The organism is Anaeromyxobacter terrae, from assembly GCF_022690685.1.
Lineage (GTDB): Bacteria > Myxococcota > Myxococcia > Myxococcales > Anaeromyxobacteraceae > Anaeromyxobacter > Anaeromyxobacter terrae.
In genome coordinates, this window is sequence record NZ_JALCYY010000058.1 from 1 (window position 1) to 21877 (window position 21877).

Sequence of the window (21877 nt, forward strand, 5' to 3'; positions counted from 1 at the left end):
GGCCGGGGCCGGGGCCAGGGCCGGAGCGAGGGCCGAAGCCGGAGCGAGGGCCGGGGCCGGAGCGAGGGCCGGGGCCGAAGCCGGAGCGAGGGCCGGGGCCGGAGCGAGGGCCGGGGCCCGTGCGAGGGCCGGGGCCGGAGCGAGGGCCGGGGCTCGAGCGCGGGCCGGGGCCGGAGCGAGGGCCGAAGCCGGAGCGAGGGCCGGGGCCGGAGCGGGGGCCGGGGCTCGAGCGCGGGCCAGGGCCGGAGCCGGGGCGAGAGCCGGGGCCGGAGCGAGGGCCGAAGCCGGAGCGGGGGGCCGGACCCGAGCGCGGGCCGGGGCCAGGGCCAGAGCGAGGGCCGAAGCCTGAGCGGGGACCGCGGCGGTCCTGCCCGCGTGTCGCTCCGGAAGGCCCGCCACCGCTGCGCGGCGGCGCGGCGCCGGCGTTGCCACGGCGGAACGGGGGACGGCTCGCCGAGTCCGAGGAGCCGCTCGCCCACTCCGGGCGCCCGGAGCCGGGCGGACGTTCGCGTCGCTCGGGGCGCTCGCCTCCGGTCCGGGCGCGGTCCGATCCGAACCTGCGCCGCTCCTCGAACCTCGAGCGGCTCGGCTCGCGAGCGCCGCCCGCGGGGCGCACCTCGCGGCGCGGCCCCTGCCGGCGCTGATACGATCCGGCTCCTCCGGACGGCGGGCGCATGCCCGCGCCCGCGGGGCCGAGATCGAGGCCGAACCGGAGGGAGAGCGCCCCGACGGTCTCGAAGGGCAGCGAGAGGCTCCGCGAGAGCGCCGGCCCGAGCGGCTCGCCGCCCGCGCGCAGCGCGCGGAGGTGCTCGGGGAGGCGCGCGCGGAGATCCGCCTCGAACTCCGCGACGAGCCCGAGATCGCGCAGCCGCTCCTCCTGGGCGAGCAGGAGGTGCACCCGCTCCGAGAGCGTCGCACGCGCGCGGAGATCCGCGCGCCGCTCCTCGCGGATCCGCTCCGCGTCCTCCACCGCGCCGAGCCGCGCGAGGGCGGCGTCGAGGCCCGCCTCGTCGATCCCGAGCCGCGCGGCCGCGGCGGCGCGGGATCCGGCGGCGGCGCGGAGCGCGTGCAGGAGCTCGTCGTGCTCGCGGCGCTCGAACGCGCGGGCGAGGCCGTGGTGATCGAGGAGGGCCGTGAGCTCCGCGTCGGTGGGCGTCGCGTCGCCGGGGCCGCGCCAGCCGGCCTGGAGCTCCGACAGGATCGCGGCGCGGCGGGCGCCGTGGCGCCGCAGGAGGCGCTCCAGGACGGCGCGCCCCTCGTCGCGGCGCAGATCGTCGAGGGTCGGGGAAGGCGGCGGGGCTTCCGGGACGACCGCCACGCGGTCGCGCGCGCGGTGGACGACGATCCCGGGCTGCTTCTTGCGGGCGCGCCCCGCCTTTGCGCGGGGTGCGGGCTCGGTCGCGGCGGCGGGGGACGCGGGCACGACGGGCTCGTCGGCCTCCTCCCGCGGATAGCGGGCCTCGCGCTCCCGCTCGGCTGCGGTCTCCGCGGGCGTCCCGCGCGCCAGGTCGGCGAGCGCGTACGGGCCGAGCGGCGCCGAGGGCGGCGGGTCCGCGAGGAGGGCGCGCGCGGCGAGGAGCTCGTCCCAGGACAGCGGCGAAAGGGCAGCACGGATCTCGCGCGCCCCCGCCTGGCGGCCGGCTTCGGCGCACCAGCGGGCGACACGCTCGAGCAGCTCGGCGTCGATCTCGGCCATGGCGGGCCGGAACGTGCGCCGCGGCGCCGCCCGAGTCAAGGATCCCAGGCGATCGCGGTTGCCGCTCGCCCGCGCGCGTGGTTCACTGCCGCGCATGTCACCCGGGATGAAGGACGGCGGGATCGGCCGGACCCCCGCCGCCGTCCGCTCCCTCCGCTGGATCCTCTTCGCGCTGCTCTTCGCCGCCACCGCGCTGACGCTCCTCGGCGTGCCGGAGCTCGCGCGGTCCGTCGCCGGCAGCGGCTGGCCTCGGGCGGCGCTCGCGGTGCCGGCGGTGATCCTCGCGCTCTTCATCGGTGGCTACGCCGCCTACCGCTTCGTGCTGGTGCGCGCCGGCCGCTATTCGGCGGGGAAGGCGCTCGTGCAGGTCGGGCTGATGGTGCTCGTCCTCGGCGTCATCACCGGCGTCGTCCTCGAGCTCGCGCAGGGGTACCGGGGCGTGAACGCGCCGCCCGTCGAGCTCGCCGGCCCGCTCCGCTCCCCGGATCCCGTCACGCGAGCCCTCGCGGCCGAGGTCGCTCGCCACCGTCCTCGGGAGGCGGGCGTGCGAGAGGTCCCACGCCTGATCGAGCTGCTCGACGACCCCTCGCCCGAGGTGCGTCGGGAGGCCCACGCGACGCTCGTCGCGCTCGCCGGCCGCGACGCGGGCGGGGAAGGCCCCGAGGCGGCGGCGCGTTGGCGAGAGTACTGGCGCGACGCCGCGCCCCCGCGCTGAGCCCGACCTGCGGCGGTCGTCTCCACGGGGGCTTGCCTGCGCGGCGTCAGTCTGATACTGAGAATCGTTATCAGGATGACCCACGCCGACCACGACTCCCGAAGCAGCAGGGCCCGCGGGCACGATCGCCCGCAGGACGCAGGCACCTCTGCGGCGGCGCTCGCCGCGTACATCGAGCAGAAGGGCCTCAAGCACTCGCGGCAGCGCGAGCGCATCGCGCAGGCCTTCTTCGCGCTCCGGGGGCACGTCACGGTCGAGGAGCTCGTCGGGCACGCCCGCCGCGACGACCCGCGCGTGAGCGTCGCGACCGTCTACCGGACGATGAAGCTCCTCGTCGAGTGCGGCCTGGCCTCGGCGCGCCAGTTCGGCGACGGCCAGACGCGCTACGAGCCGTCCGCGGGGCGCGCGCACCACGACCACCTCATCTGCACCGGCTGCGGCGACATCATCGAGTTCGCGAACGAGAAGATCGAGTCGCTGCAGGAGACGGTGGCCCGCAGGCACGGCTTCGAGGTCGAGAGCCACAAGCTCGAGCTGTACGGCCGCTGTGCGCGGTGCCGGAAGGCCGTGCGCGGCGAGGAGCGCGCGTGACCCCTCCGGCCCCGGCCCCGGCCGCCGCGCGCGCCGGCGAGCTCGAGAAGAAGCAGGTGGTCGCCGCGAACCGCGCGATCATCCTCGTCGGCAACCCCAACGTCGGGAAGAGCGCCCTCTTCGGCGCGCTCACCGGCAAGTACGTCACCGTCTCGAACTACCCGGGCACCACGGTCGAGGTGACGCGCGGCTCGGCCACAATCGAGGGTCGACCCTGGCACGTGATGGACACGCCCGGGACGAACAACCTCATCCCGATGTCCGAGGACGAGCAGGTCACCCGCGACATCCTGTTCACCGAGCGCGGCTACGCGGCCGTGCAGGTCTGCGACGCGAAGAACCTGCGCCGCGGTCTCCTGCTCGCGACGCAGCTCGCCGAGGCGGAGATCCCGTTCACGCTCGCGCTCAACATGGCGGACGAGGCAGCGAGCCGCGGGTTCCACATCGACGTGGAGCGGCTCTCGCGAGAGCTCGGCATCGACGTCGTGCCGACCGTGGCCGTGCAGCGGCAGGGGCTTGCGGCGCTGCAGCAGCGCATCGCGGCCGGCGGGCGCGCGTCCACCTTCCGGCCGCGCTACGACGAGGCCATCGAGGCGGCCCTCGCGGAGATCACGCCGCTCATGCCGCGGGGCGGGTTCGGCCCGCGCGCGCTCGCGGTCATGGCGCTCGTGGGAGACGAGTCGCTCCGCCCGCAGCTCGCCGCGCACGTCTCCGAGGCGGACCTCGCCCGGATCGACGCGATCCGGCGCGGGGTGGCGGCGCGCTACCCCGAGTCGCTGCGCTTCGTGGTCGCGCGCCAGCGGCTCGCGGCGGCCGACCGGCTGCACGACGCGGTCGTGACGCGCGGCGGCGCCACCGCGGCGAGCGGCCTCGGGCGCAAGCTCGGCGCCTGGTCCACGCACCCGCTGTGGGGGATCCCGATCCTCGCCGCCGTCCTCTACGCCGCCTACGAGTTCGTGGGCGTGCTGGGGGCGGGGACGCTCGTCGACTTCCTCGAGCACACGGTCTTCGCGAAATACCTCGTGCCGTGGATCACCGCCGGGGTGCGGTTCCTCGCGCCGGACGGGCCGATCGAGAACTTCCTCGTCGGCTCCCCCGGCGCCGACTACCTGAAGCAGGACGGGATCCTCATCGGGAAGTACGGGGTCGTCTCGATGGGCCTGTCCTACGGCATCGCGATCGTGCTGCCGATCGTGACGACGTTCTTCATCGCCTTCAGCGTCCTCGAGGACTCGGGTTACCTGCCGCGCCTGGCCGTCATGCTGAACAAGGTGTTCAAGCGGATGGGCCTGAACGGCAAGGCGGTCCTGCCGATGGTGCTCGGGCTCGGCTGCGACACGATGGCGACGATGACGGCGCGCATCATGGAGACGAGGAAGGAGCGGGTCATCGTGACGCTCCTGCTCGCCCTCGGCGTCCCATGCAGCGCGCAGATGGCGGTCATCTTCGCGATGACCTCCAAGCTCCCGATGGCGGCGACGGTCTGGTTCGGCGCGACGGTGCTGCTCGTGCTGTTCCTCGTCGGCTGGCTCGCCGCGAAGGTGCTGCCCGGCCGTGGCTCGGACTTCATGCTCGAGCTCCCGCCGCTGCGCGTGCCGCAGGCCGGCAACATCGCGGTGAAGACGCTCGCGCGCATCGAGTGGTACCTGCGCGAGGCGCTGCCGCTCTTCATCGTCGGCACGCTCATCCTGTACCTGCTCGATCGTTTCGGCGGCCTCGCGCTGCTCGAGCGCGCCGCGGCGCCGATCGTCGTCGGGCTGCTCGACCTGCCCAGGGAGGCCGCGGCCGCGTTCATCCTCGGCTTCCTGCGGCGCGACTACGCCGCCGCCGGCCTGTTCCTCCACTACCAGCCGTTCATGGAGGCCGGCGGGCTCACGCGCTCGATGCAGATCGAGATCGTCGTGGCGCTCGTCACGATCACGCTCTTCATCCCGTGCATCGCGAACTTCTTCATGATCCTGAAGGAGCGCGGCTGGAAGACGGGCGTGGCGATCATGGCGTTCATCGTGCCGTTCGCGGTCGGGGTGGGTGCGGTGGTGAACCAGCTCATGCGGTGGCTGTACTAGGAGGCGCGGTGGCGGCGCTCGTCGAGAAGATCGAGACCTGCCCGCTCTGCGGGACCCGCTTCGACGCGATGGGGCAGGGGTGCCGGCCGAGCTGCCCGATGGCGAAGGGCTGCCGCGTCGTGTGCTGCCCCTCGTGCAGCTACAGCTTCCCTCAGGAGGCCGGGCTCGCCGGCGGCCTCCGGCGTCTCATCGATCGGCTCAAGCGCGACAAGGACGGGAGGAACGACTCTCCGTGAACAACGGGACGACGACGCGGCGGCTCGAGGAGATCCTGGAGACCGCCTACACCCAGCGCGAGGCGGGTCACGACGGGGCCGACCAGATCCTGGCGGCGGCCGAGGCCGAGCACGCGCCGGGGGCCGGCCGGGCCGACCTCGAGGAGCTCGCGCTCGCGGGCCTCGTCAGGCTCGACGGGGCGAGCGTTCACCTCACGGAGGAGGGCGAGCGGCGCGCACGCGACGTCGTGCGCCGGCACCGGCTCGCGGAGCGGCTCTTCCGCGACGTGCTCGAGCTCGGCGAGGGCGTCACGGAGCAGCAGGCCTGCGAGCTCGAGCACATCCTCTCGCCCGAGGCGACCGACTCCGTCTGCACGCTGCTCGGCCACCCGCCGACCTGCCCCCACGGGAAGCCCATCCCCCCCGGCGGCTGCTGCGGCACCTACCAGAAGACGCTCCGGCCGCTCGTGACCGGGCTCCGCAGCTTCGAGGTCGGCGCGTCGGGCCGCATCGTGTTCATCGCGCCCAAGTTCCACGACCGGATGGATCGCCTGGCCGCGCTCGGGGTGATCCCCGGCAGCACCATCCGGCTCCACCAGCGCTCCCCGTCCTACGTGATCGAGGTCGGCGAGACGACCATCGCCCTCGATCCGGAGATCGCGGGCGAGATCTACGTGAAGCCCGTCGAGGCTCGTTCGCAGTAGTCCCCGAAGCGCAGCACGAGAAAGCCCACCCGGAAGACACCGGAGAGAGCCCCTGCGCGGGCCCCAAGCGATAATGCGAGTCAAGATCATCGTAGCGCTGGCCATCGTCCTCGCCTCCTCGGCCGCGCGCGCGGACGACGCGGCGCCCGCGGCGCCCGCGCCGGCGAGCGACGGGCAGGCGGGCGCGCCCGCCGCGAAGAGCGAGGGAGAGGCGGCGACGAAGGAGGAGGTGAAGGCGCTCGCGGAGGAGCTGCGGCGTCTCAAGCTGGAGATGGGCCTCAAGGACGTCGAGTACGCCTCGTACGGCGGGATGGGCCCGGCGGCGTCGAAGGTGTACTTCGCGCCGAAGGGGCTCTCCATCGGCGGCTACGGCGAGATCTTCTACCGGAACCGCCTGTCCGATGGGCCCTCCGACTCGGACCTCTACCGGGTCGTCCTCTACACGGGCTACCGCTTCACGCCGAAGATCCTCTTCAACGCCGAGATCGAGTACGAGCACCAGCACGAGCTCTCCGTCGAGTTCGCCTACCTCGACTTCCTCCTCTCCGACGCGCTCGGGATCCGCGTCGGCAACGTGCTCGTGCCGATGGGCTTCGTGAACGAGCTGCACGAGCCGCCCTTCTTCAACGGCGTGTTCCGCCCCTCGGTGGAGCGCAACCTCATCCCCTCGACCTGGAACGAGAACGGCCTCGGCGTGCACGGCGCGGTCGGCCCGGTCCGCTACAAGGCGTACGCGCTCGTCGGCCTCAACGGCCAGAGCGGCGATCTCTCCTCGGGCAGCTGGTTGCGCGGGGCCCGCACGGGCGGCGGCGAGGCGCCCGCGGAGAGCTTCGCCGGCGTCGCCAGCCTCGGCTACGAGCGCGGCCCGCTCAGCGTCGCGGGGTCGGTCTACCGCGGCCGCGCCGGCCAGGGCGCGAAGGACGCGGAGGGAACCCTCCACGCCGACGTGACCCTCGCGGAGGCGCACGCGCAGCTCGCCTGGCGCGGGCTGCAGCTGCGGGGCCTCTACGCGATGGGCTGGCTCGGCGACGCGGGCAGGCTCTCCGCCCTCCAGGGCGGCGGCCTCGTGCTCGGATCGCGCACGCGCGGCGGCTACGTCGAGGTGGCCTACGACGTGCTCGGGGTGGCGCTGCCGGACGCCGGCCAGTCGCTCTCGCCTTTCGTGCGCCTCGAGGCCCTCGATCTCCACGACCAGGTCCCCGCCGGCCTCGCGCGCGACCCCGCGCTCGACCAGACGCTCTTCACCGCCGGCCTCACCTACAAGCCGATCCCGAACGTGGTCGTGAAGGCCGACTACCAGCGCACCTCCACCGACGCGGACACGACCGCGGAGCAGATCGACCTCGGCGTCGGGTACGTGTTCTGACCATGCGAGCGGGCGCCATGCACCGACCGAGACCCGCCTCGACCGGGCGCGCGGTGCTCCTCGCCGCGGCCCTCCTCCTCCCCGCCACGAGCGCCCGCGCGGCCGCCGTCGCCGGGAAGGAGGAGGCCGCGATCCGCGCGGTGTTCCCCGCCGCGGACGCGGTCGAGGCGAAGGACGTGATCCTCACGGACGAGATGGCCGCACGGATCGAGCGGCTCGCCCGCGCGCGCGTCCGCGAGCGGCTCGTCACCTTCTACACCGCGCGTCACGGCGCCGACGTGCTCGGCTACGCGGTCATCCACAGCCACGTGGTGCGCACGAAGCGCGAGACGCTCTCCATCGCCTTCGAGCCCGACGGACGCCTCCGCAAGATCACCGTGCTCGCGTTCCTCGAGCCTCCCGAGTACCGCCCGAGCGAGCGCTGGCTCGCGCAGCTCACGGGGAAGGGGCCCGGCGACCGGCTCGCGGTGGGCCAGGATCTCGCCCCGATCAGCGGGGCGACGCTGACGGCGCGCGGCGTGGCCGAGGAGTCGCGCTGGCTCATGCAGGCGCTGCGCGAGGCCATGGGGGTGGGGCGATGAGGTGGCTCGTCCAGCCGGCTGCTGGGGCCCGCGCGCGGCCGCCGGTCGCCCTGTTCCTCGTCTTCGCGGGCCTGGCGCTCGCGGGGCTCGCGGTGCAGCGGCTGCAGGCGGGCGGTCTCTCGGCCGCCGGGGTGGAGGCGTTCTACCGCGGCGCCGAGGGCGGGGAGCCGCTCTCGGCCGCCGCGCTCTGGGAGGAGGTCCACGTCGGCGCCTTCGTCTACGGGTTCGTGCTGTTCATGCTGTCCGCGCTCGCCGCGGTGGCCCCCCGGCTCGACGGCGTGCGCGGCGCGCTCGTCCTGACCGCCCTCGCGGCCACGCTCGCGGACCTCTTCGCGCCGTTCGCGGTGTCCGCGCGGCCGGGGCTCGGCGCGCTGCGCGTCGCGACCTCGGTCCTCGCGAGCGCCGCGATGTGGGCGCTCCTCGCCGCGGTGGCGGTGTCCCAGCTGCGCGCCTGGAGGGACGCCCGTGCGTGATCCCCGCCTCGCGCCGTTTCGCCTCCCGGCGCTCGCGTTCGCGGCGTTCCTCCTCGTCCAGGCGGGGAGCGCGGCGGCCCTCTTCGCGCTCAAGCTCGGGGGAAGCCCCGCGGGCGTCAGCGCGTTCTACCTCGGGGACGTCGAGCGGTTCACCGCTCCGAAGAGCCTCCCCGGGCTGCTGGAGGTGGCGGTGCCGCATCTCGCGGCGATCCCGATCGTGCTGTTCGCGGTGGCACACGTCGTCATCTTCGCGCGGGCGCTCCCCGCTCGCGTCGCGCGCGGACTCGCGACGCTGTCCTTCGGCGCCGCGCTGGCCGGGATCGCGGTGTCCTTCGGCGTCCGCTACCTCGGCCCGGCGCTGGCGCCGGTGAAGGTGGCGGCGTTCGGGCTCCTCGAGGTCACGCTGCTCGCCTGGGCGGCGCTCCTCGCCGCCGTGTTCCTCCCCGCCCGCGCCGAGGCGACGGCGCGGGCGCGGCCGGAGGCCGCCGTTGGAGCGGTGCGCTCCGACGGGCGCGTCGCCGGCCGTGTGCACCGGAAGGAACGAGGGCGCCGAGCAGAGGAGGTCGCGAAGTGATCGTGTGCATCTGCCGAGCGGTGTCCGATCGGGCCATCCGGTCCGCGCGCGACGCGGGCGCCGGCTCCGTCGAGGCGATCGGCGCCGCGACCGGCGCAGGCACGTGCTGCGGGTGCTGCCGCGGCACCATCGCACGGATCCTCGCCGAGCCGCGCGCCGGCGTGCCTTGCGTGGTGGCTCCCTCACGCGACGAGGCGGAGCACCTCGGGGCCGGGCTCGAAGTAGACGCGCGCGCCGACGCGCCCTCCGAGGCCGTGCCGCTCCGCGCTGCCGCCGATCAGCTGAAGACCCCCTGAGGCGTTAGGGCCGCTCCGCCGTCGCAGCGGCGCCCCGCAGGCCGCGCGTCGCGTGCACCGCGCCGTCCGCGTCGACGATCAGGGCCTCGGCGCCCCAGCGCGACGCCTCGCGCAGGGCGCGCTCCCCGCCCTGGATGAAGAGCGACTTCCCGAGGATCTCCGCGTCAACCGCGCGCCTCGCGAGGACCGTCACCGCGCGAGAGGCGGTCGCGGGCCGGCACGTGCGGGGGTCGATGAGGTGGTGGTAGCGCTGGCCGTCCGCGAGGTACGCGTGCTCGTAGTCACCGCTCGTCGAGAAGGCGCGATCGCGGACGTCGACCTCGGTGAGCTCGTCGAGCGGTCCACCGCGCGGATCGCGCACGCCGACGCGCCACGGCCGGCCGCCGCGCGTGCCGGCGGCGTAGAGATCGCCCCCCGCCTGGAGGAGGAAGTTCCTGTGTCCTCGCGCGCGGAGGACGCGCGCGGCGGCGTCGAGCGCCCAGCCCTTCGCGAGCCCGCCGAGTCCCACCCGCATCCCGGGTCGGGCGAGGCGGGCCTCGCAGGCGGCTCCCCGCGGCCGGAGCTCGAGCAGGCGATGATCGACCAGGGTGCAGCGCGCCCGCACCGCGTCGTCCGGAGGGGGGACGTTCGCGCTCCCGTCGAAGCGCCACAGGTCCGACAGGGCCGCCCAGGTCGGATCGAAGCGCCCCCCGGTCCGAACCGCCGCCTCCTTGGCGAGCGCGAGCACCTCGCAGAGATCTCCGGGCAGCGCGAGCCAGCCGCGTCCCGCCCAGGCGTTCAGCTGCGCGAGGGGCGAGCCGTCGCGCCACTCGTTCATCGACCACTCCACCTGCCGGAAGACCGCGAACGCAGCCTCGATGGCCGGCGCGGCGGCGTCCGGCGTCGTCCCGGCGATGGTCACGCTCGCGACGCTCCCCATCGCGGGGCGCGTCTCGGTGACGACGCCCTCGGCGGGGCGGGCGAGCGTGACGAGGAGGAGGACGATTGCCGCCATGCGCTGGCGGCTCCTATATCAGGCGCGCCCCGAGGGCGCGCGCCAGCGCCTCTCCAGAGAGGAGTGCCAAGTGAAGGCCGATCCCGCGATCATCGACCTCCTGAACCAGGTCCTCACGAACGAGCTCACCGCGGTGAACCAGTACTTCCTGCACGCGCGCATCTGCGAGAACTGGGGTTACGAGCGGCTGTTCGAGAAGTTCAGGCACGAGTCCGTCGACGAGATGAAGGACGCCGACGCGCTCATCGCGCGCATCCTCTACCTCGAGGGGCTGCCGAACGTGCAGCGCTACAACAAGGTGAACGTGGGCGAGAGCGTGCTCGAGATGTTCCAGCTCGACCTCGCGCTCGAGACGGACGCCATCGGCGCCCTGAACCGCGGCATCGCGCTGTGCCGCGACAAGGCCGACAACGGCTCGGCGGAGCTCCTCGAGCACATCCTCGAGGGAGAGGAGGAGCACGCCGACTGGCTCGAGACGCAGCTCGAGGCGATCGATCAGATCGGGGCGCAGAACTACCTCGCCGAGCAGCTCAAGAAGGCCGGCTCGTAGCGCTCCGGTGTGGGCGCGGGTCGCCCGCGGGCGCTACCGGCCGATTTCTGGACGGCGCGGCCGCCGCTGCTAGCGTCGGGGCGGATGTCCGGGAGACGCGGCCGCGGCTGGGGGTGGAGGGCGTTCGTCGGCGCGCTCGCGCTGCTCGGGGCCGTGTCTGCCCTCGATCCCGACGGGATCCGCAGGTACGTGCGGCTCGACGAGGACGCGCGGCGCATGGAGGACGAGAACGCGCGGCTCGCCGCCGAGAACGCGCGGCTCGCGCGCGAGGTCCACGCGCTGCGCACGGATCCCTCCGCGCTCGAGCGCGCCGCTCGCGAGGAGCTCCGGTTCGTGCGGCCCGGCGAGCGCGTCTACTGGGTCGGCGAGGGCCGGGAGGCCGGGCCATGACGGCGCCGCCCGGCGCGGCGCACCGAGCCCCCATCGGCGCCACGCCGACCGTCCGGCGCCGGCTCGCGCTGCAGCGCCCGCGGCCCCTGCTCGTCCGCGTGTACGCGGCGCTGTTCAGCGACGGGGGGACCTTCGGCGCACCCGCCCGCCGGCGCGCCGGACGGCTCCTGCTGCGCAGCCTCACCCCGGCGGTGACGGTCGGCACGGGGGGGCTCGTCGTGCTCGGCGCCTTCGACGCCGCCGCGCCGGGCTGGCCCCAGACGGCAGGCACCGCGGCGCTCGCGGCGGCGCTCGGGGCGGGGGTGTGGCGCCGGACCGCCCGTGCCGCCGCCGGCGAGGCCGCGACCTTGCGCGAGCAGCTCGAGCTCGGCGCGCTGTTCGTCGTCGCGGCCTACGCGATGGCGCAGACCGCGAGCGCCGGCCACGTGGACTCACCCCTCCAGCCGCTCGTCTACCTCGTCATGGCCTTCCTCGTCGCCTTCCTGGCGCGGCGGATCGGGCTCGCGCTCGTGGTGATCGCGGTGGCGCTCGAGCTGCTCGTGTGGTTCGGGCGGGGCGGGCACGCCGAGGAGCTCCCCTCCGCCGTCGTGCGCGCGGGGTTCGTCACGCTGTTCGCGCTGCTCTACCACGCGGTGCTGGCGGCGCAGGTGGGCTCGTCGAGGCGCGCGGAGGAGCGGGCGGTGGAGCGGCGGGTCAAGGAGCTCGAGGAGCGCGCGCGCGAGTTCCGGCTGACCGCCTCCGGCACGGGTGCCCCGGCTGCCGGCGGCGACGCCGACGGACGCTGGACGGTGGCCTCCGTGCTGGAGGTCGAGAACGCGATGCGCGGCGCGCTCGAGGTCGCCGAGGTTGCGCTCCGCAGCCACACCTGCGCGGTGTACCTCCTCGACGACGCCGGCGAGCGGCTCCAGCTCCGCGAGTGCCGGACCGCGAGCGACTCCCTCGCCCGCGGCGTCTCCGCGCGCGAGGGCGCGCTCGGCGCGGCCATCGCGCGCCGCACCTCGGTGCGACTCCACGGCGACGTCAAGGTGGCGACCTACTACGAGGACGGGGCTCGCCCCGGCGCGCTCGTCGTGGTGCCGCTCATCGATCGCCGGGGCGGGTACGTGCGCGGCGTCATCGTCGCGGATCGCCGCGAGCCCATCCCGTTCTCCGACGAGGACGAGAAGCTCGTCCAGACGTTGTGCGCGGAGATCTTCCGCGCGCTCGAGGCCGAGCGCGTGATGGGCGACATCAAGAGCACCCGGGACGAGAAGGAGCGGTTCTACGACGCGATCGACCTCCTGAACCGGACCCGGACGCCCGACGAGGTGTTCCGGACCATCACGGAGGTCGCGGGCAGGATCGTGACGATCGACGCGGCGGCGGTGACGCTCGTCGAGCAGGACGGGCAGGAGCGTGCCCACCGCGTCGCCGCCGTCCACGGGCAGCGCCTGACCGCGCTCGCCGGGAAGCGCGTGATCGGCGGGGACGGGCTCGTCCAGAAGGTGGTCGAGCACGACACGACCTTGCCCGCCGCGAGCGTGGATCCTGCGCGCGCGACGCTGCTCGACGCCTCGTCGTCGCTCAAGGGGCTCGGCTGGGTGCGGGTGGTGCCGCTCCGCGCCGCGGGCGAGGTGCTCGGGACCGTGGTGCTCGCCGGGGTCGCGCGCGACCGCGCGCCGAGCGTCGATCAGGTTCGCCAGCTCGAGGTCGTCGCCGGCCAGGCGGCCCAGTCCATCCTGCGGGCGCGGCTCTACGAGGAGGCCGAGCGGCTGGCCACCACCGACGGCCTCACCGGGCTCACGAACCACCGCACCTTCCAGGCGCGGCTCGACGAGCACCTCGCGCTCGCGGCGCGCGGCGGCCAGCGCCTCTCGCTCCTCCTGTGCGACGTCGATCACTTCAAGTCGGTGAACGACACCTACGGGCACCCGGTCGGCGACGAGGTGTTGCGCGGCGTCGCGCGCGTGCTCGCCGGCGAGGCGCGCCAGACCGACGTGGTCGCGCGCTACGGCGGCGAGGAGTTCGCGATCGTGATGCCAGGCACGGACGCGCCGGGCGCCGGGGTCATCGCCGAGCGGATCCGCGAGCGGCTCGCCGCGGTGACGTTCCAGACGGAGCAGGGCCCGCTGCGCGTGACGATGTCGCTCGGCGTCGCCACCTGGCCCGAGGACGGCGCGAAGAAGCCGGAGCTCGTCGAGCGGGCGGACGCGTGCCTGTACCACGCGAAGCGCCACGGACGGAACCAGACCGTCCTCGCCGCGACGATTCGCGCGCACCGTCGCGCGGCGGGGTAGGGGCGGCGCCCTCGCCCGGTGGCCGCTCGACCCCGCACCGGGTTAGACTGCCGCTGCGGCGCGAGACGGACGCCGCGGGGGGCCGGCCCGGCTTGAAAAAGAACTTCGTCCTCGACACCAACGTCCTGCTCCACGATCCGCGCAGCATCTTCGGGTTCGGCGACAACGACGTCATCATCCCGATCTACGTCATCGAGGAGATCGACAACTTCAAGCGGGATCTCTCGACGCTCGGGCGCAACGCGCGCCAGGTGTCGCGCTACCTCGACGAGTTCCGCGTCCAGGGCAAGCTGCGCGAGGGCGTGCCGATCGGCCCGGATCGCGGCGGGGTCATCCGCGTGCTCGTCGCCGAGCACAAGCTCCCCGCCACGGTGGCGGCCGACGGCCACTCGGTCGACGACAAGATCCTCGCCGTCGCGCTGGAGCTGCTGGACCGCGACCGCTCGCGGCCGACCGTGTTCGTCACGAAGGACACGAACCTCCGCATCCGCGCGGACGCGCTCGGGCTCCACGCCGAGGACTACGACGTCGAGGGCGTCGAGCTCGACGAGCTGTGGAGCGGCGTCGCCGACCTGGAGGTGCCGTCGGAGTCCGTGAACGAGTTCTACGCCGACGGCGCGCTCGCGTGGCAGCCCGAGGGCGATCCGCCTCCGCCGAACGAGTTCGTCGTCCTCCGCGATCGCGCGAACCCCCAGCACTCCGCGGTGGGCAAGTACAGCGCGCCCCGGCAGTCGTTCGTACAGCTCATCAAGACGCCGAAGGAGGGCGTCTGGGGGATCCGGCCGCGCAACAAGGAGCAGTCCTTCGCGCTCGATCTGCTCCTCAACGACGACATCCGGCTCGTCACCATCGTCGGGAAGGCGGGCACGGGCAAGACGCTGCTCGCCATCGCGGCGGGGCTGCAGAAGACGATGGAGGACGGCGTCTACCAGAAGCTCCTCGTGTCGCGGCCGATCTTCCCGCTCGGGCGCGACATCGGCTACCTGCCCGGCTCCGTCGAGGAGAAGCTGAACCCCTGGATGCAGCCGATCTTCGACAACGTCGAGTACCTCATGAACCTGTCGCGCTCGGAGAAGAAGGCCGGCCGCGGGTACCACGAGCTCCTCGACCTCGGCATCCTGGAGATCGAGCCGCTCACCTACATCCGCGGGCGATCGATCCCGAACCAGTTCATCATCGTCGACGAGGCGCAGAACCTGACCCCGCACGAGGTGAAGACGATCATCACGCGCGTCGGCGACGGCACCAAGATCGTCCTCACCGGCGACCCCTACCAGATCGACAACCCGTACGTCGATCAGACGAACAACGGCCTCATCCACGTGGTGAACCGCTTCAAGAGCGAGCGGCTGGCGGGGCACATCACGATGTCGAAGGGCGAGCGGAGCCCGCTCGCGGAGCTCGCGGCGAACCTGCTCTAGACGGGCCGCTCGCCGCGCCGCAGGCGCGGGCCGGGGGCAACGCGCGCGCCCCCCCACGCGGGGGCGCGGCGTGACGGGGCCCCCCGCGCCGGGGGGGGGGGACGCAGTCCCCGTGAGATCGCCCGGAGCCCGCTCGCGGAGCTCGCGGCGAACCTGCTCTAGGCGGGCCGCTCGACGCGCCGCAGGCGCGCGCCGGGGGTAGGCCCGCGGCGGCTCCGCGGTGGACGCAGCAGTGAGGACGTCCGCCGGGCGCGTCCTCCGGGTGGCCTCCAGGGCCGTCGCTCGCTAGGGTACGGGGATGCAGGACGGCACAGGATCGCAGGGTCCGCCCGCCCCGGCGCTCGACTACCCGGTCGACTACACGTTCAAGATCATGGGGCGAGCGGCGGACGACTTCGCCGAGTACGCTCGCCGCCTGGTGGCTCGCATCGTCGGCGACGCACCGCCCGAGCGCGTGCGCGTGCGCGCGAGCTCCGGAGGGAAGTACCACTCCGTCTCGGTCGCGGTGCGGCTCGACTCCGAAGATCAGCGGCGCGCGGTCTACCAGGTCCTCTGGGAGGACGAGCGGGTCGTCTACTACCTGTGATCCGGGCGGGCGCCTGCGCCGTCCGTGCGGCCGCTACTGGGGTGGCCCGGCCCGCTCCGCGCGCGCGTCGAGCAGGTTCAGCTTGTTCCGGGCGGAGAGCAGCTGCTGGCGCAGTCCGTCCGCCTGGCGCGAGAGATCCTCGAAGCCCTGCTCCACCGAGGCGCGCGCCACGGCCTCGGCGTCGCCGATGAGGCGCGTCATCGTCTCGCGGACCGCGTCGAACGAGGGCGGCTCGGTGCCGCCGGCGCCCGGCTGCGCCCCGCTGGCGAACGCCTGGACCATCGCGTTCAGCTCCTGCGCGTCGCGGCCGAGCCCCGCGTAGCGGCCGAGGAGCTCGCGCAGCACCTCCCGGCGAGCGCGGACCTCCTCGGCGCGCGCCGCGAGCGCCACCGCCTGATCGTGCTGTCCCTGCACGAGCGCGCTCACGGCGCCCATGAGCTGCTGCACGAGCGGGCCGAGCTTCGCGTCGACCGCGCCGAGGTCGGCGAGCTTCTCCGCGGTGCGCTCCACGTTCCGCTGCGAGTCGAGCGGCAGCCGCTGCGCCTCGCGGGCGACGCTCGCGATGCGCTCGAGCTCCTCCTCGAGCGCCGTCGCCGCCGCCACGAGCGGGGAGGGGTCCTTCTTCCCGGTCTTCGTCACGCGTCCTCCCGCCGGAGCCAGCCGTGCATCACCGCGAGCAGTCGGTCCGGGTCCACGGGCTTCGCCACGTAGTCGGACGCGCCCGCCTCGATCGCCTTCTCCCGGTCGCCCTTCATGGCCTTCGCGGTGAGCGAGATGATAGGCAGCTCACGGTGCTGCGCCACCTTCCGGATCTCCTGGATGGCGGTGAGCCCATCCATCTCGGGCATCATCGTGTCCATGAGGACGAGGTCGACGGCGGGGTTCTCGCCGAGGAGCCGGATCGCCTCTCGTCCGTTCTCGGCGTGGATGACGCGCATCCGGCGGGCCTCGAGCACGCTGTTGATGGCGAACACGTTCCGGATGTCGTCGTCCGCGAGGAGCACCGTCCGCCCCGAGAAGTCGGCGTCGGCCGGGAGGGGGCTCACGGAGAGCTCCTCCTCCACGCTCACGGGCGGTCGCGGCACCGCCTCCGCGCCGGCGTAGCGGAGCGGCAGGACGAGCGTGAAGGTGCTGCCCGTGCCCGGCTCGCTCTCCACCTGGATCGTCCCGCCCAGGAGCCGCGCGATCTCGCGGCTGATGGTGAGGCCTAGGCCGGTGCCGCCGTACTTGCGGCTCGTGGTGCCGTCCGCCTGCTGGAACGCCTCGAAGATGAGCTTCTGCTTGTCCTTGGGGATGCCGATGCCGGTGTCCGACACGGCGAACGCGATGGCGTCGCCGCCGGCTCCGGAGGGCCCCGGCGCGCTCAAGGTCACGGTGACCGCCCCCCTCGAGGTGAACTTCACCGCGTTGGAGAGCAGGTTCTTCAGGATCTGCTGCAGGCGCGTCACGTCGGTGAAGATCGTCCGTGGCAGCTCGGGATCGACCGTGACGGAGAACGTGAGCGCCTTCTGCTCGGCAACGTGCCGGAAGTTCTGCTCGAGGTACTCGCGGACCGTCTCGAGGCGCGCCTCGCGGGCGTCGATCTGCATCTTGCCCGCCTCGACCTTGGACAGGTCGAGGATCTCGTTGATGAGCCCGAGCAGCTCGTTGCCCGAGGTGTAGACCGTGCTCGCGAACTTCACCTGCTCCGGCGTGAGGTTCCCCTCCTTGTTCTCGGCGAGCATCTTCGAGAGGATGAGCAGGCTGTTCAGCGGCGTGCGGAGCTCGTGCGACATGTTCGCGAGGAACTCCGACTTGTACTTGGAGATGAGCTGGAGCTGCTCGGCCTTCTCCTCCAGGCTGCGGCTCGCGAGCTCGACCTCGTTGTTCTTCTGCTCGAGCAGCTTCGCCTTGTCGTTCAGCTCTCCCGCCTGCGCCTCGAGCTCGGCGTTGGACCGCTTGAGCTCCTGCAGCAGCTCCTCGGTCCGCATGCTCGAGCCGATCATGTTGAGGATGACGCCGATGTTCTCCATCAGCTGATCGAAGAAGGCGAGGTGGTTCGGGCTGAACTCCTCGAACGCGGCGAGCTCGATCACCGCCTTCGTCTCGCCCTCGAACAGCACGGGCAGCACCACCACGCAGCGCGGCGGCGCCTCGCCCATCCCGGTGGCGATGTAGATGAAGTCCCGCGGGACGCGCTTCAGGAGGATGCGCTTCTTCTCGAACGCGCACTGCCCGATGAGCGTCTCCCGGAGGTGGTACGAGGAGGCGAGGGTCTTCCGCCCGCCGAAGCCGTAGCTCGCGATGAGGTTCAGGACCGGCTCGCTCCTCGTCTCGTCGCGCTCCATGAGGAAGAACGCGCCGTGCGCGGCGTTCACGAGCGGCGCGAGCTTCGAGACGATGGCCTGGGCCACCGAGACGATGTTCCGCTGCCCCTGCATCATGTTGGAGAAGTTCGCGAGGTTCGTCTTCAGCCAGTCCTGCTCGGTGTTCTTCTGCGTGGTCTCCTTGAGGGTGGAGATCATCTGGTTGATGTTGTCCTTCAGGGCGGCCACCTCGCCCTGCGCCTCCACCGTGATCGACCGGGTGAGATCGCCCTTCGTCACCGCGGTCGAGACCTCCGCGATGGCGCGCACCTGGGAGGTCAGGTTGCCGGCGAGCTGGTTCACGTTGTCGGTGAGGTCGCGCCAGGTGCCGGCGGCGCCGGGCACCTTGGCCTGGCCGCCGAGCTTCCCCTCGATGCCGACCTCGCGCGCGACGCCCGTCACCTCGTCCGCGAAGATGCGGAGGGTATCGGTCATCGAGTTGATGGTCTCGGCGAGCGCCGCGACCTCGCCCTTCGCCTCGAGCACGAACTTCTGCGAGAGGTCGCCGTTCGCGACCGCGGTCACGACCTTGACGATGCCGCGCACCTGCGTCGTGAGGTTCGACGCCATGAAGTTCACGTTGTCGGTGAGGTCCTTCCAGGTGCCGGCGACGCCCGGCACCCGCGCCTGCGCGCCGAGCTTGCCCTCGACGCCGACCTCGCGCGCGACCGTCGACACCTGATCCGCGAAGGTGCGCAGCGTGTCGGTCATCGAGTTGATGGTCTCGGCGAGCGCGGCCACCTCGCCCTTCGCCTCGAGCACGAACTTCTGCGAGAGGTCGCCGTTCGCGATCGCGGTCACGACCTTCACGATGCCGCGCACCTGCGTCGTGAGGTTCGACGCCATGAAGTTCACGTTGTCGGTGAGGTCCTTCCAGGTCCCGGACACGCCGCGGACGTTGGCCTGACCGCCGAGCTTGCCCTCCGTGCCGACCTCGCGCGCGACGCGGGTCACCTCCGCGGCGAACGAGTTCAGCTGGTCCACCATCTTGTTGATGACGTCCTTGATCTGGAGGATCTCGCCCTTCACGTCGACGGTGATCTTCTGCGTGAGATCTCCGTTCGCGATCGCGGTCGCCACCTTGGACACGTCGCGCAGCTGGACGGTCAGGTTCGACGCCATCGCGTTCACGTTGTCGGTGAGGTCCTTCCAGGTGCCGCTGACGCCGCGGACCTCCGCCTGGCCGCCGAGCTTGCCCTCCGTGCCGACCTCCTTCGCGACGCGGGTCACCTCCGCCGCGAACGAGTTCAGCTGGTCCACCATCACGTTGATGGTGTTCTTGAGCTCGAGGATCTCGCCCTTCGCCTCGACCGTGATCTTCTGGGAGAGGTCGCCGCGGGCGACGGCCGTCGTGACCTTGGCGATGTTGCGCACCTGCGTGGTGAGGTTCGCAGCGAGGCCGTTCACGTTGTCGGTGAGGTCCTTCCAGGTGCCGCTGACGCCCTTCACGTCGGCCTGGCCGCCCAGCTTGCCCTCCGTGCCGACCTCCTTCGCGACGCGGGTCACCTCCGCGGCGAAGGAGCGGAGCTGGTCGACCATCGTGTTGATGGTCGTCTTGAGCTCGAAGATCTCGCCGCGGGCGTCGACGGTGATCTTCTGCGAGAGGTCGCCGTTCGCGACGGCGGTCGTGACCTTGGCGATGTTCCGCACCTGCGCGGTGAGGTTCGCGGCGAGGCCGTTCACGTTGTCGGTGAGGTCCTTCCAGGTGCCGCTGACGCCGCGGACCTCCGCCTGGCCGCCGAGCTTGCCCTCCGTGCCGACCTCGCGCGCGACGCGGGTCACCTCCGCGGCGAAGGAGTTCAGCTGGTCCACCATCTTGTTGATGACGTCCTTGATCTGGAGGATCTCGCCCTTCACGTCGACGGTGATCTTCTGGCCGAGGTCGCCGTTCGCGATGGCGGTGGCGACCTTGGACACGTCCCGCAGCTGGACGGTGAGGTTCGATGCCATGGCGTTCACGTTGTCGGTGAGGTCCTTCCAGGTGCCGCTGACGCCGCGAACCTCCGCCTGGCCGCCGAGCTTGCCCTCCGTGCCGACCTCGCGCGCGACGCGGGTCACCTCCGCGGCGAAGGAGTTCAGCTGGTCCACCATCTTGTTGATGACGTCCTTGATCTGGAGGATCTCGCCCTTCACGTCGACGGTGATCTTCTGGGTGAGATCGCCGTTCGCGATGGCGGTGGCGACCTTGGACACGTCCCGCAGCTGGACGGTGAGGTTCGACGCCATGGCGTTCACGTTGTCCGTGAGGTCCTTCCACGTCCCGGACACGCCGCGCACGTTGGCCTGACCGCCGAGCTTGCCCTCCGTGCCGACCTCCTTCGCGACGCGGGTCACCTCCGCGGCGAAGGAGTTCAGCTGGTCCACCATCTTGTTGATGACGTCCTTGATCTGGAGGATCTCGCCCTTCACGTCGACGGTGATCTTCTGGGTGAGATCGCCGTGCGCGATGGCGATGGCGACCTTCGACACGTCGCGCAGCTGGACGGTCAGGTTCGACGCCATCGTGTTGACGTTGTCGGTGAGGTCCTTCCAGGTGCCCGCGACGCCCTTCACGTCGGCCTGGCCCCCGAGCTTGCCCTCCGTGCCGACCTCCTTCGCGACGCGGGTCACCTCCGCGGCGAACGAGCGGAGCGTGTCCACCATCGTGTTGATGGTGTTCTTGAGCTCGTAGATCTCGCCGCGCGCGTCGACGGTGATCTTCTGGGAGAGGTCGCCGTTCGCGACTGCGGTCGTGACCTTGGCGATGTTGCGCACCTGCGCCGTCAGGTTCGCGGCGAGGCCGTTCACGTTGTCGGTGAGGTCCTTCCAGGTGCCGCTGACGCCCTTCACGTCGGCCTGGCCGCCCAGCTTCCCCTCGTTGCCGACCTCCTTCGCGACGCGCGTCACCTCGGCCGCGAAGGACTGGAGCTGGTCGACCATCACGTTGATGGTGTTCTTGAGCTCGAGGATCTCGCCCTTCGCGTCGACGGTGATCTTCTGGGACAGGTCGCCCTGCGCGACGGCGGTCGTGACCTTGGCGATGTTGCGCACCTGCGCCGTCAGGTTCGCGGCGAGGCCGTTCACGTTGTCGGTGAGGTCCTTCCAGGTCCCGCTGACGCCCTTCACGTCGGCCTGGCCGCCCAGCTTCCCCTCGTTGCCGACCTCCTTCGCGACGCGCGTCACCTCGGCCGCGAAGGAGTTCAGCTGATCCACCATCGAGTTCACCGTGGTGCCGATGCGGAGGAACTCGCCGCGGACCGGTCGGCCCTCGATGTCGAGCGACATCTTCTGCGAGAGGTCGCCCTTCGCGACCGCGGTGATGACGCGCGCGACCTCGTTGGTCGGCGCGACGAGGTCGCCGATGAGCTGGTTCACGGCGCTCATGCCGGCGGCCCAGGCGCCCTTCGCCGGACCGACGGAGGCGCGCTCGGTCATCTTGCCCTCCTGCCCGACGATCTTCGCCACGCGGAGGAGCTCGCTCGAGACGTGCTCGTTGAGCTGCAGGATGTCGTTCAGGACCTCGCCCGCGCGGGAGAGGATGCCCTCGCGGCGGTAGGGGAGGCGCACGGAGAAGTCGCCCGCCTTCACCGACTTCAGGACGTCGACGAGCTGCTCGACCTCGTCCTGGCTCGCGCGCGTGAGGAGGTCCCACTCGGTGAGCCCTCCGTCGTCGGTCCGCGCGCCAGGGTCGTCGCGTGCGGGCGCGGGTGGGCGTGGCAGCCTCCCCGCCCGCGGCGGGCGAGCGGGCGCCGGGCCCGTTTTCTGCGTACGCGCCGAGGCCCGCGCCTCGATGGGGCTTTCCCCGCGCGCCGCGCCGTCGCCGAGCGGAGCGCCCGCGCGCTCGACGGGTACCCGATCCGGCAGGCCGCCGCCGTCTGCGCGGCGGCGCCGGGGGAGGTGCGAGCGGGTAGTCGTGTTCTTCGGCATGTGCGTGTCGTCCTGTCGTCCGCGGGCACGCGAAGGCGCGCGCGCGGGACGAAGCATTCCATGGGTAGCGAACTGCCTACTCCGAGGGAACCTTCCGGCCCCCATGATGGTTCAACCCGGCGACCCCGGATC

Annotated in this window: 19 protein-coding genes; 15 read left to right on the forward strand and 4 right to left on the reverse strand. The window is 72.7% G+C overall.

Annotated elements, in window-relative coordinates:
• Positions 1-1696 (reverse strand): Fis family transcriptional regulator (locus MNY62_RS20305; protein WP_242346181.1); only part of this gene is annotated, 1696 nt, incomplete at its 3' end.
• A 94-nt stretch (positions 1697-1790) separates the two neighbouring features.
• Here MNY62_RS20305 and MNY62_RS20310 point away from each other — a divergent pair.
• From MNY62_RS20310 to MNY62_RS20355, 10 genes are all read left to right on the forward strand, one after another.
• Positions 1791-2411, forward strand: a complete 621-nt coding sequence (locus tag MNY62_RS20310) for a HEAT repeat domain-containing protein (RefSeq protein ID WP_242346182.1) — start codon at positions 1791-1793, stop codon at positions 2409-2411.
• A gap of 75 nt (positions 2412-2486) precedes the next feature.
• Positions 2487-3002 carry a Fur family transcriptional regulator gene (locus tag MNY62_RS20315; RefSeq protein ID WP_242346183.1) on the forward strand — a complete coding sequence of 172 codons (516 nt, stop codon included), beginning with the start codon at positions 2487-2489 and terminating at the stop codon, positions 3000-3002.
• Complete coding sequence (feoB, locus tag MNY62_RS20320; RefSeq protein ID WP_242346184.1) at positions 2999-5068, forward strand: ferrous iron transport protein B; 2070 nt, start codon at positions 2999-3001, stop codon at positions 5066-5068. Before MNY62_RS20315 ends, feoB begins: the two co-directional genes overlap by 4 nt.
• A gap of 8 nt (positions 5069-5076) precedes the next feature.
• The gene (locus MNY62_RS20325) at positions 5077-5304 is read left to right on the forward strand and encodes a hypothetical protein (protein ID WP_242346185.1); all 228 of its coding nucleotides are present in this window, start codon (positions 5077-5079) and stop codon (positions 5302-5304) included.
• The gene (locus tag MNY62_RS20330; RefSeq protein WP_242346186.1) at positions 5301-5987 is read left to right on the forward strand and encodes a metal-dependent transcriptional regulator; all 687 of its coding nucleotides are present in this window, start codon (positions 5301-5303) and stop codon (positions 5985-5987) included. Before MNY62_RS20325 ends, MNY62_RS20330 begins: the two co-directional genes overlap by 4 nt.
• A 73-nt stretch (positions 5988-6060) precedes the next feature.
• A complete protein-coding gene (locus MNY62_RS20335) occupies positions 6061-7353 on the forward strand; it encodes a hypothetical protein (protein WP_242346187.1) in 1293 nt (430 codons plus the stop codon).
• 17 nt (positions 7354-7370) lie between these two features.
• A complete protein-coding gene (locus MNY62_RS20340; protein ID WP_242346188.1) occupies positions 7371-7934 on the forward strand; it encodes an FMN-binding protein in 564 nt (187 codons plus the stop codon).
• Positions 7931-8407: a hypothetical protein gene (locus MNY62_RS20345; RefSeq protein ID WP_242346189.1), complete on the forward strand. Its 477-nt coding sequence runs from the start codon at positions 7931-7933 to the stop codon at positions 8405-8407. The genes MNY62_RS20340 and MNY62_RS20345 overlap by 4 nt, the downstream gene beginning before the upstream one ends.
• The gene (locus MNY62_RS20350; RefSeq protein WP_242346190.1) at positions 8400-8981 is read left to right on the forward strand and encodes a hypothetical protein; all 582 of its coding nucleotides are present in this window, start codon (positions 8400-8402) and stop codon (positions 8979-8981) included. The genes MNY62_RS20345 and MNY62_RS20350 overlap by 8 nt, the downstream gene beginning before the upstream one ends.
• On the forward strand, positions 8978-9277 hold the full coding sequence (locus MNY62_RS20355; RefSeq protein WP_242346191.1) for a (2Fe-2S)-binding protein: 300 nt from the start codon (positions 8978-8980) through the stop codon (positions 9275-9277). Before MNY62_RS20350 ends, MNY62_RS20355 begins: the two co-directional genes overlap by 4 nt.
• A 4-nt stretch (positions 9278-9281) precedes the next feature.
• Here the strand turns inward: MNY62_RS20355 and MNY62_RS20360 are convergent, their stop codons facing one another.
• Positions 9282-10271 carry an FAD:protein FMN transferase gene (locus MNY62_RS20360; protein ID WP_242346192.1) on the reverse strand — a complete coding sequence of 330 codons (990 nt, stop codon included), beginning with the start codon at positions 10269-10271 and terminating at the stop codon, positions 9282-9284.
• Between the two features lie 70 nt (positions 10272-10341).
• Between MNY62_RS20360 and bfr the strand changes: the two genes are divergently transcribed.
• The 5 genes from bfr (at position 10342) to MNY62_RS20385 (ending at position 15494) form a co-directional block, all read left to right on the forward strand.
• Entirely contained in the window at positions 10342-10821 is a 480-nt protein-coding gene (gene bfr / locus MNY62_RS20365; RefSeq protein ID WP_242346193.1) for a bacterioferritin, read from the forward strand.
• A gap of 84 nt (positions 10822-10905) precedes the next feature.
• Positions 10906-11211, forward strand: a complete 306-nt coding sequence (locus tag MNY62_RS20370; protein WP_242346194.1) for an FtsB family cell division protein — start codon at positions 10906-10908, stop codon at positions 11209-11211.
• Positions 11208-13487, forward strand: coding sequence for a sensor domain-containing diguanylate cyclase (locus tag MNY62_RS20375; protein WP_242346195.1), 2280 nt, complete (start codon positions 11208-11210; stop codon positions 13485-13487). Before MNY62_RS20370 ends, MNY62_RS20375 begins: the two co-directional genes overlap by 4 nt.
• Before the next feature lie 92 nt (positions 13488-13579).
• Complete coding sequence (locus tag MNY62_RS20380; protein ID WP_242346196.1) at positions 13580-14908, forward strand: PhoH family protein; 1329 nt, start codon at positions 13580-13582, stop codon at positions 14906-14908.
• Between the two features lie 298 nt (positions 14909-15206).
• Positions 15207-15494 carry an HP0495 family protein gene (locus tag MNY62_RS20385; RefSeq protein ID WP_242346197.1) on the forward strand — a complete coding sequence of 96 codons (288 nt, stop codon included), beginning with the start codon at positions 15207-15209 and terminating at the stop codon, positions 15492-15494.
• 33 nt (positions 15495-15527) lie between these two features.
• On the opposite strand, the gene MNY62_RS20390 is transcribed toward MNY62_RS20385, so the two are convergent.
• Together MNY62_RS20390 and MNY62_RS20395 are read right to left on the reverse strand one after the other, a co-directional pair.
• On the reverse strand, positions 15528-16133 hold the full coding sequence (locus tag MNY62_RS20390; RefSeq protein ID WP_242346198.1) for a hypothetical protein: 606 nt from the start codon (positions 16131-16133) through the stop codon (positions 15528-15530).
• The gene (locus tag MNY62_RS20395; RefSeq protein WP_242346199.1) at positions 16130-21745 is read right to left on the reverse strand and encodes a HAMP domain-containing protein; all 5616 of its coding nucleotides are present in this window, start codon (positions 21743-21745) and stop codon (positions 16130-16132) included. The genes MNY62_RS20390 and MNY62_RS20395 overlap by 4 nt, the downstream gene beginning before the upstream one ends.
• Positions 21746-21877 lie beyond the last annotated feature (132 nt).

Bases quoted from the DNA above. Each gene is read 5' to 3' on its own strand.
- MNY62_RS20310 (WP_242346182.1), top strand. From the start codon at position 1,791: ATGTCACCCGGGATGAAGGACGGCGGGATCGGCCGGACCCCCGCCGCC.
- MNY62_RS20315 (WP_242346183.1), top strand. From the start codon at position 2,487: ATGACCCACGCCGACCACGACTCCCGAAGCAGCAGGGCCCGCGGGCAC.
- MNY62_RS20335 (WP_242346187.1), top strand. From the start codon at position 6,061: ATGCGAGTCAAGATCATCGTAGCGCTGGCCATCGTCCTCGCCTCCTCG.
- MNY62_RS20340 (WP_242346188.1), top strand. From the start codon at position 7,371: ATGCACCGACCGAGACCCGCCTCGACCGGGCGCGCGGTGCTCCTCGCC.
- MNY62_RS20345 (WP_242346189.1), top strand. From the start codon at position 7,931: ATGAGGTGGCTCGTCCAGCCGGCTGCTGGGGCCCGCGCGCGGCCGCCG.
- MNY62_RS20360 (WP_242346192.1), bottom strand. From the start codon at position 10,271: ATGGCGGCAATCGTCCTCCTCCTCGTCACGCTCGCCCGCCCCGCCGAG.
- MNY62_RS20370 (WP_242346194.1), top strand. From the start codon at position 10,906: ATGTCCGGGAGACGCGGCCGCGGCTGGGGGTGGAGGGCGTTCGTCGGC.
- MNY62_RS20375 (WP_242346195.1), top strand. From the start codon at position 11,208: ATGACGGCGCCGCCCGGCGCGGCGCACCGAGCCCCCATCGGCGCCACG.
- MNY62_RS20385 (WP_242346197.1), top strand. From the start codon at position 15,207: ATGCAGGACGGCACAGGATCGCAGGGTCCGCCCGCCCCGGCGCTCGAC.
- MNY62_RS20395 (WP_242346199.1), bottom strand. From the start codon at position 21,745: ATGCCGAAGAACACGACTACCCGCTCGCACCTCCCCCGGCGCCGCCGC.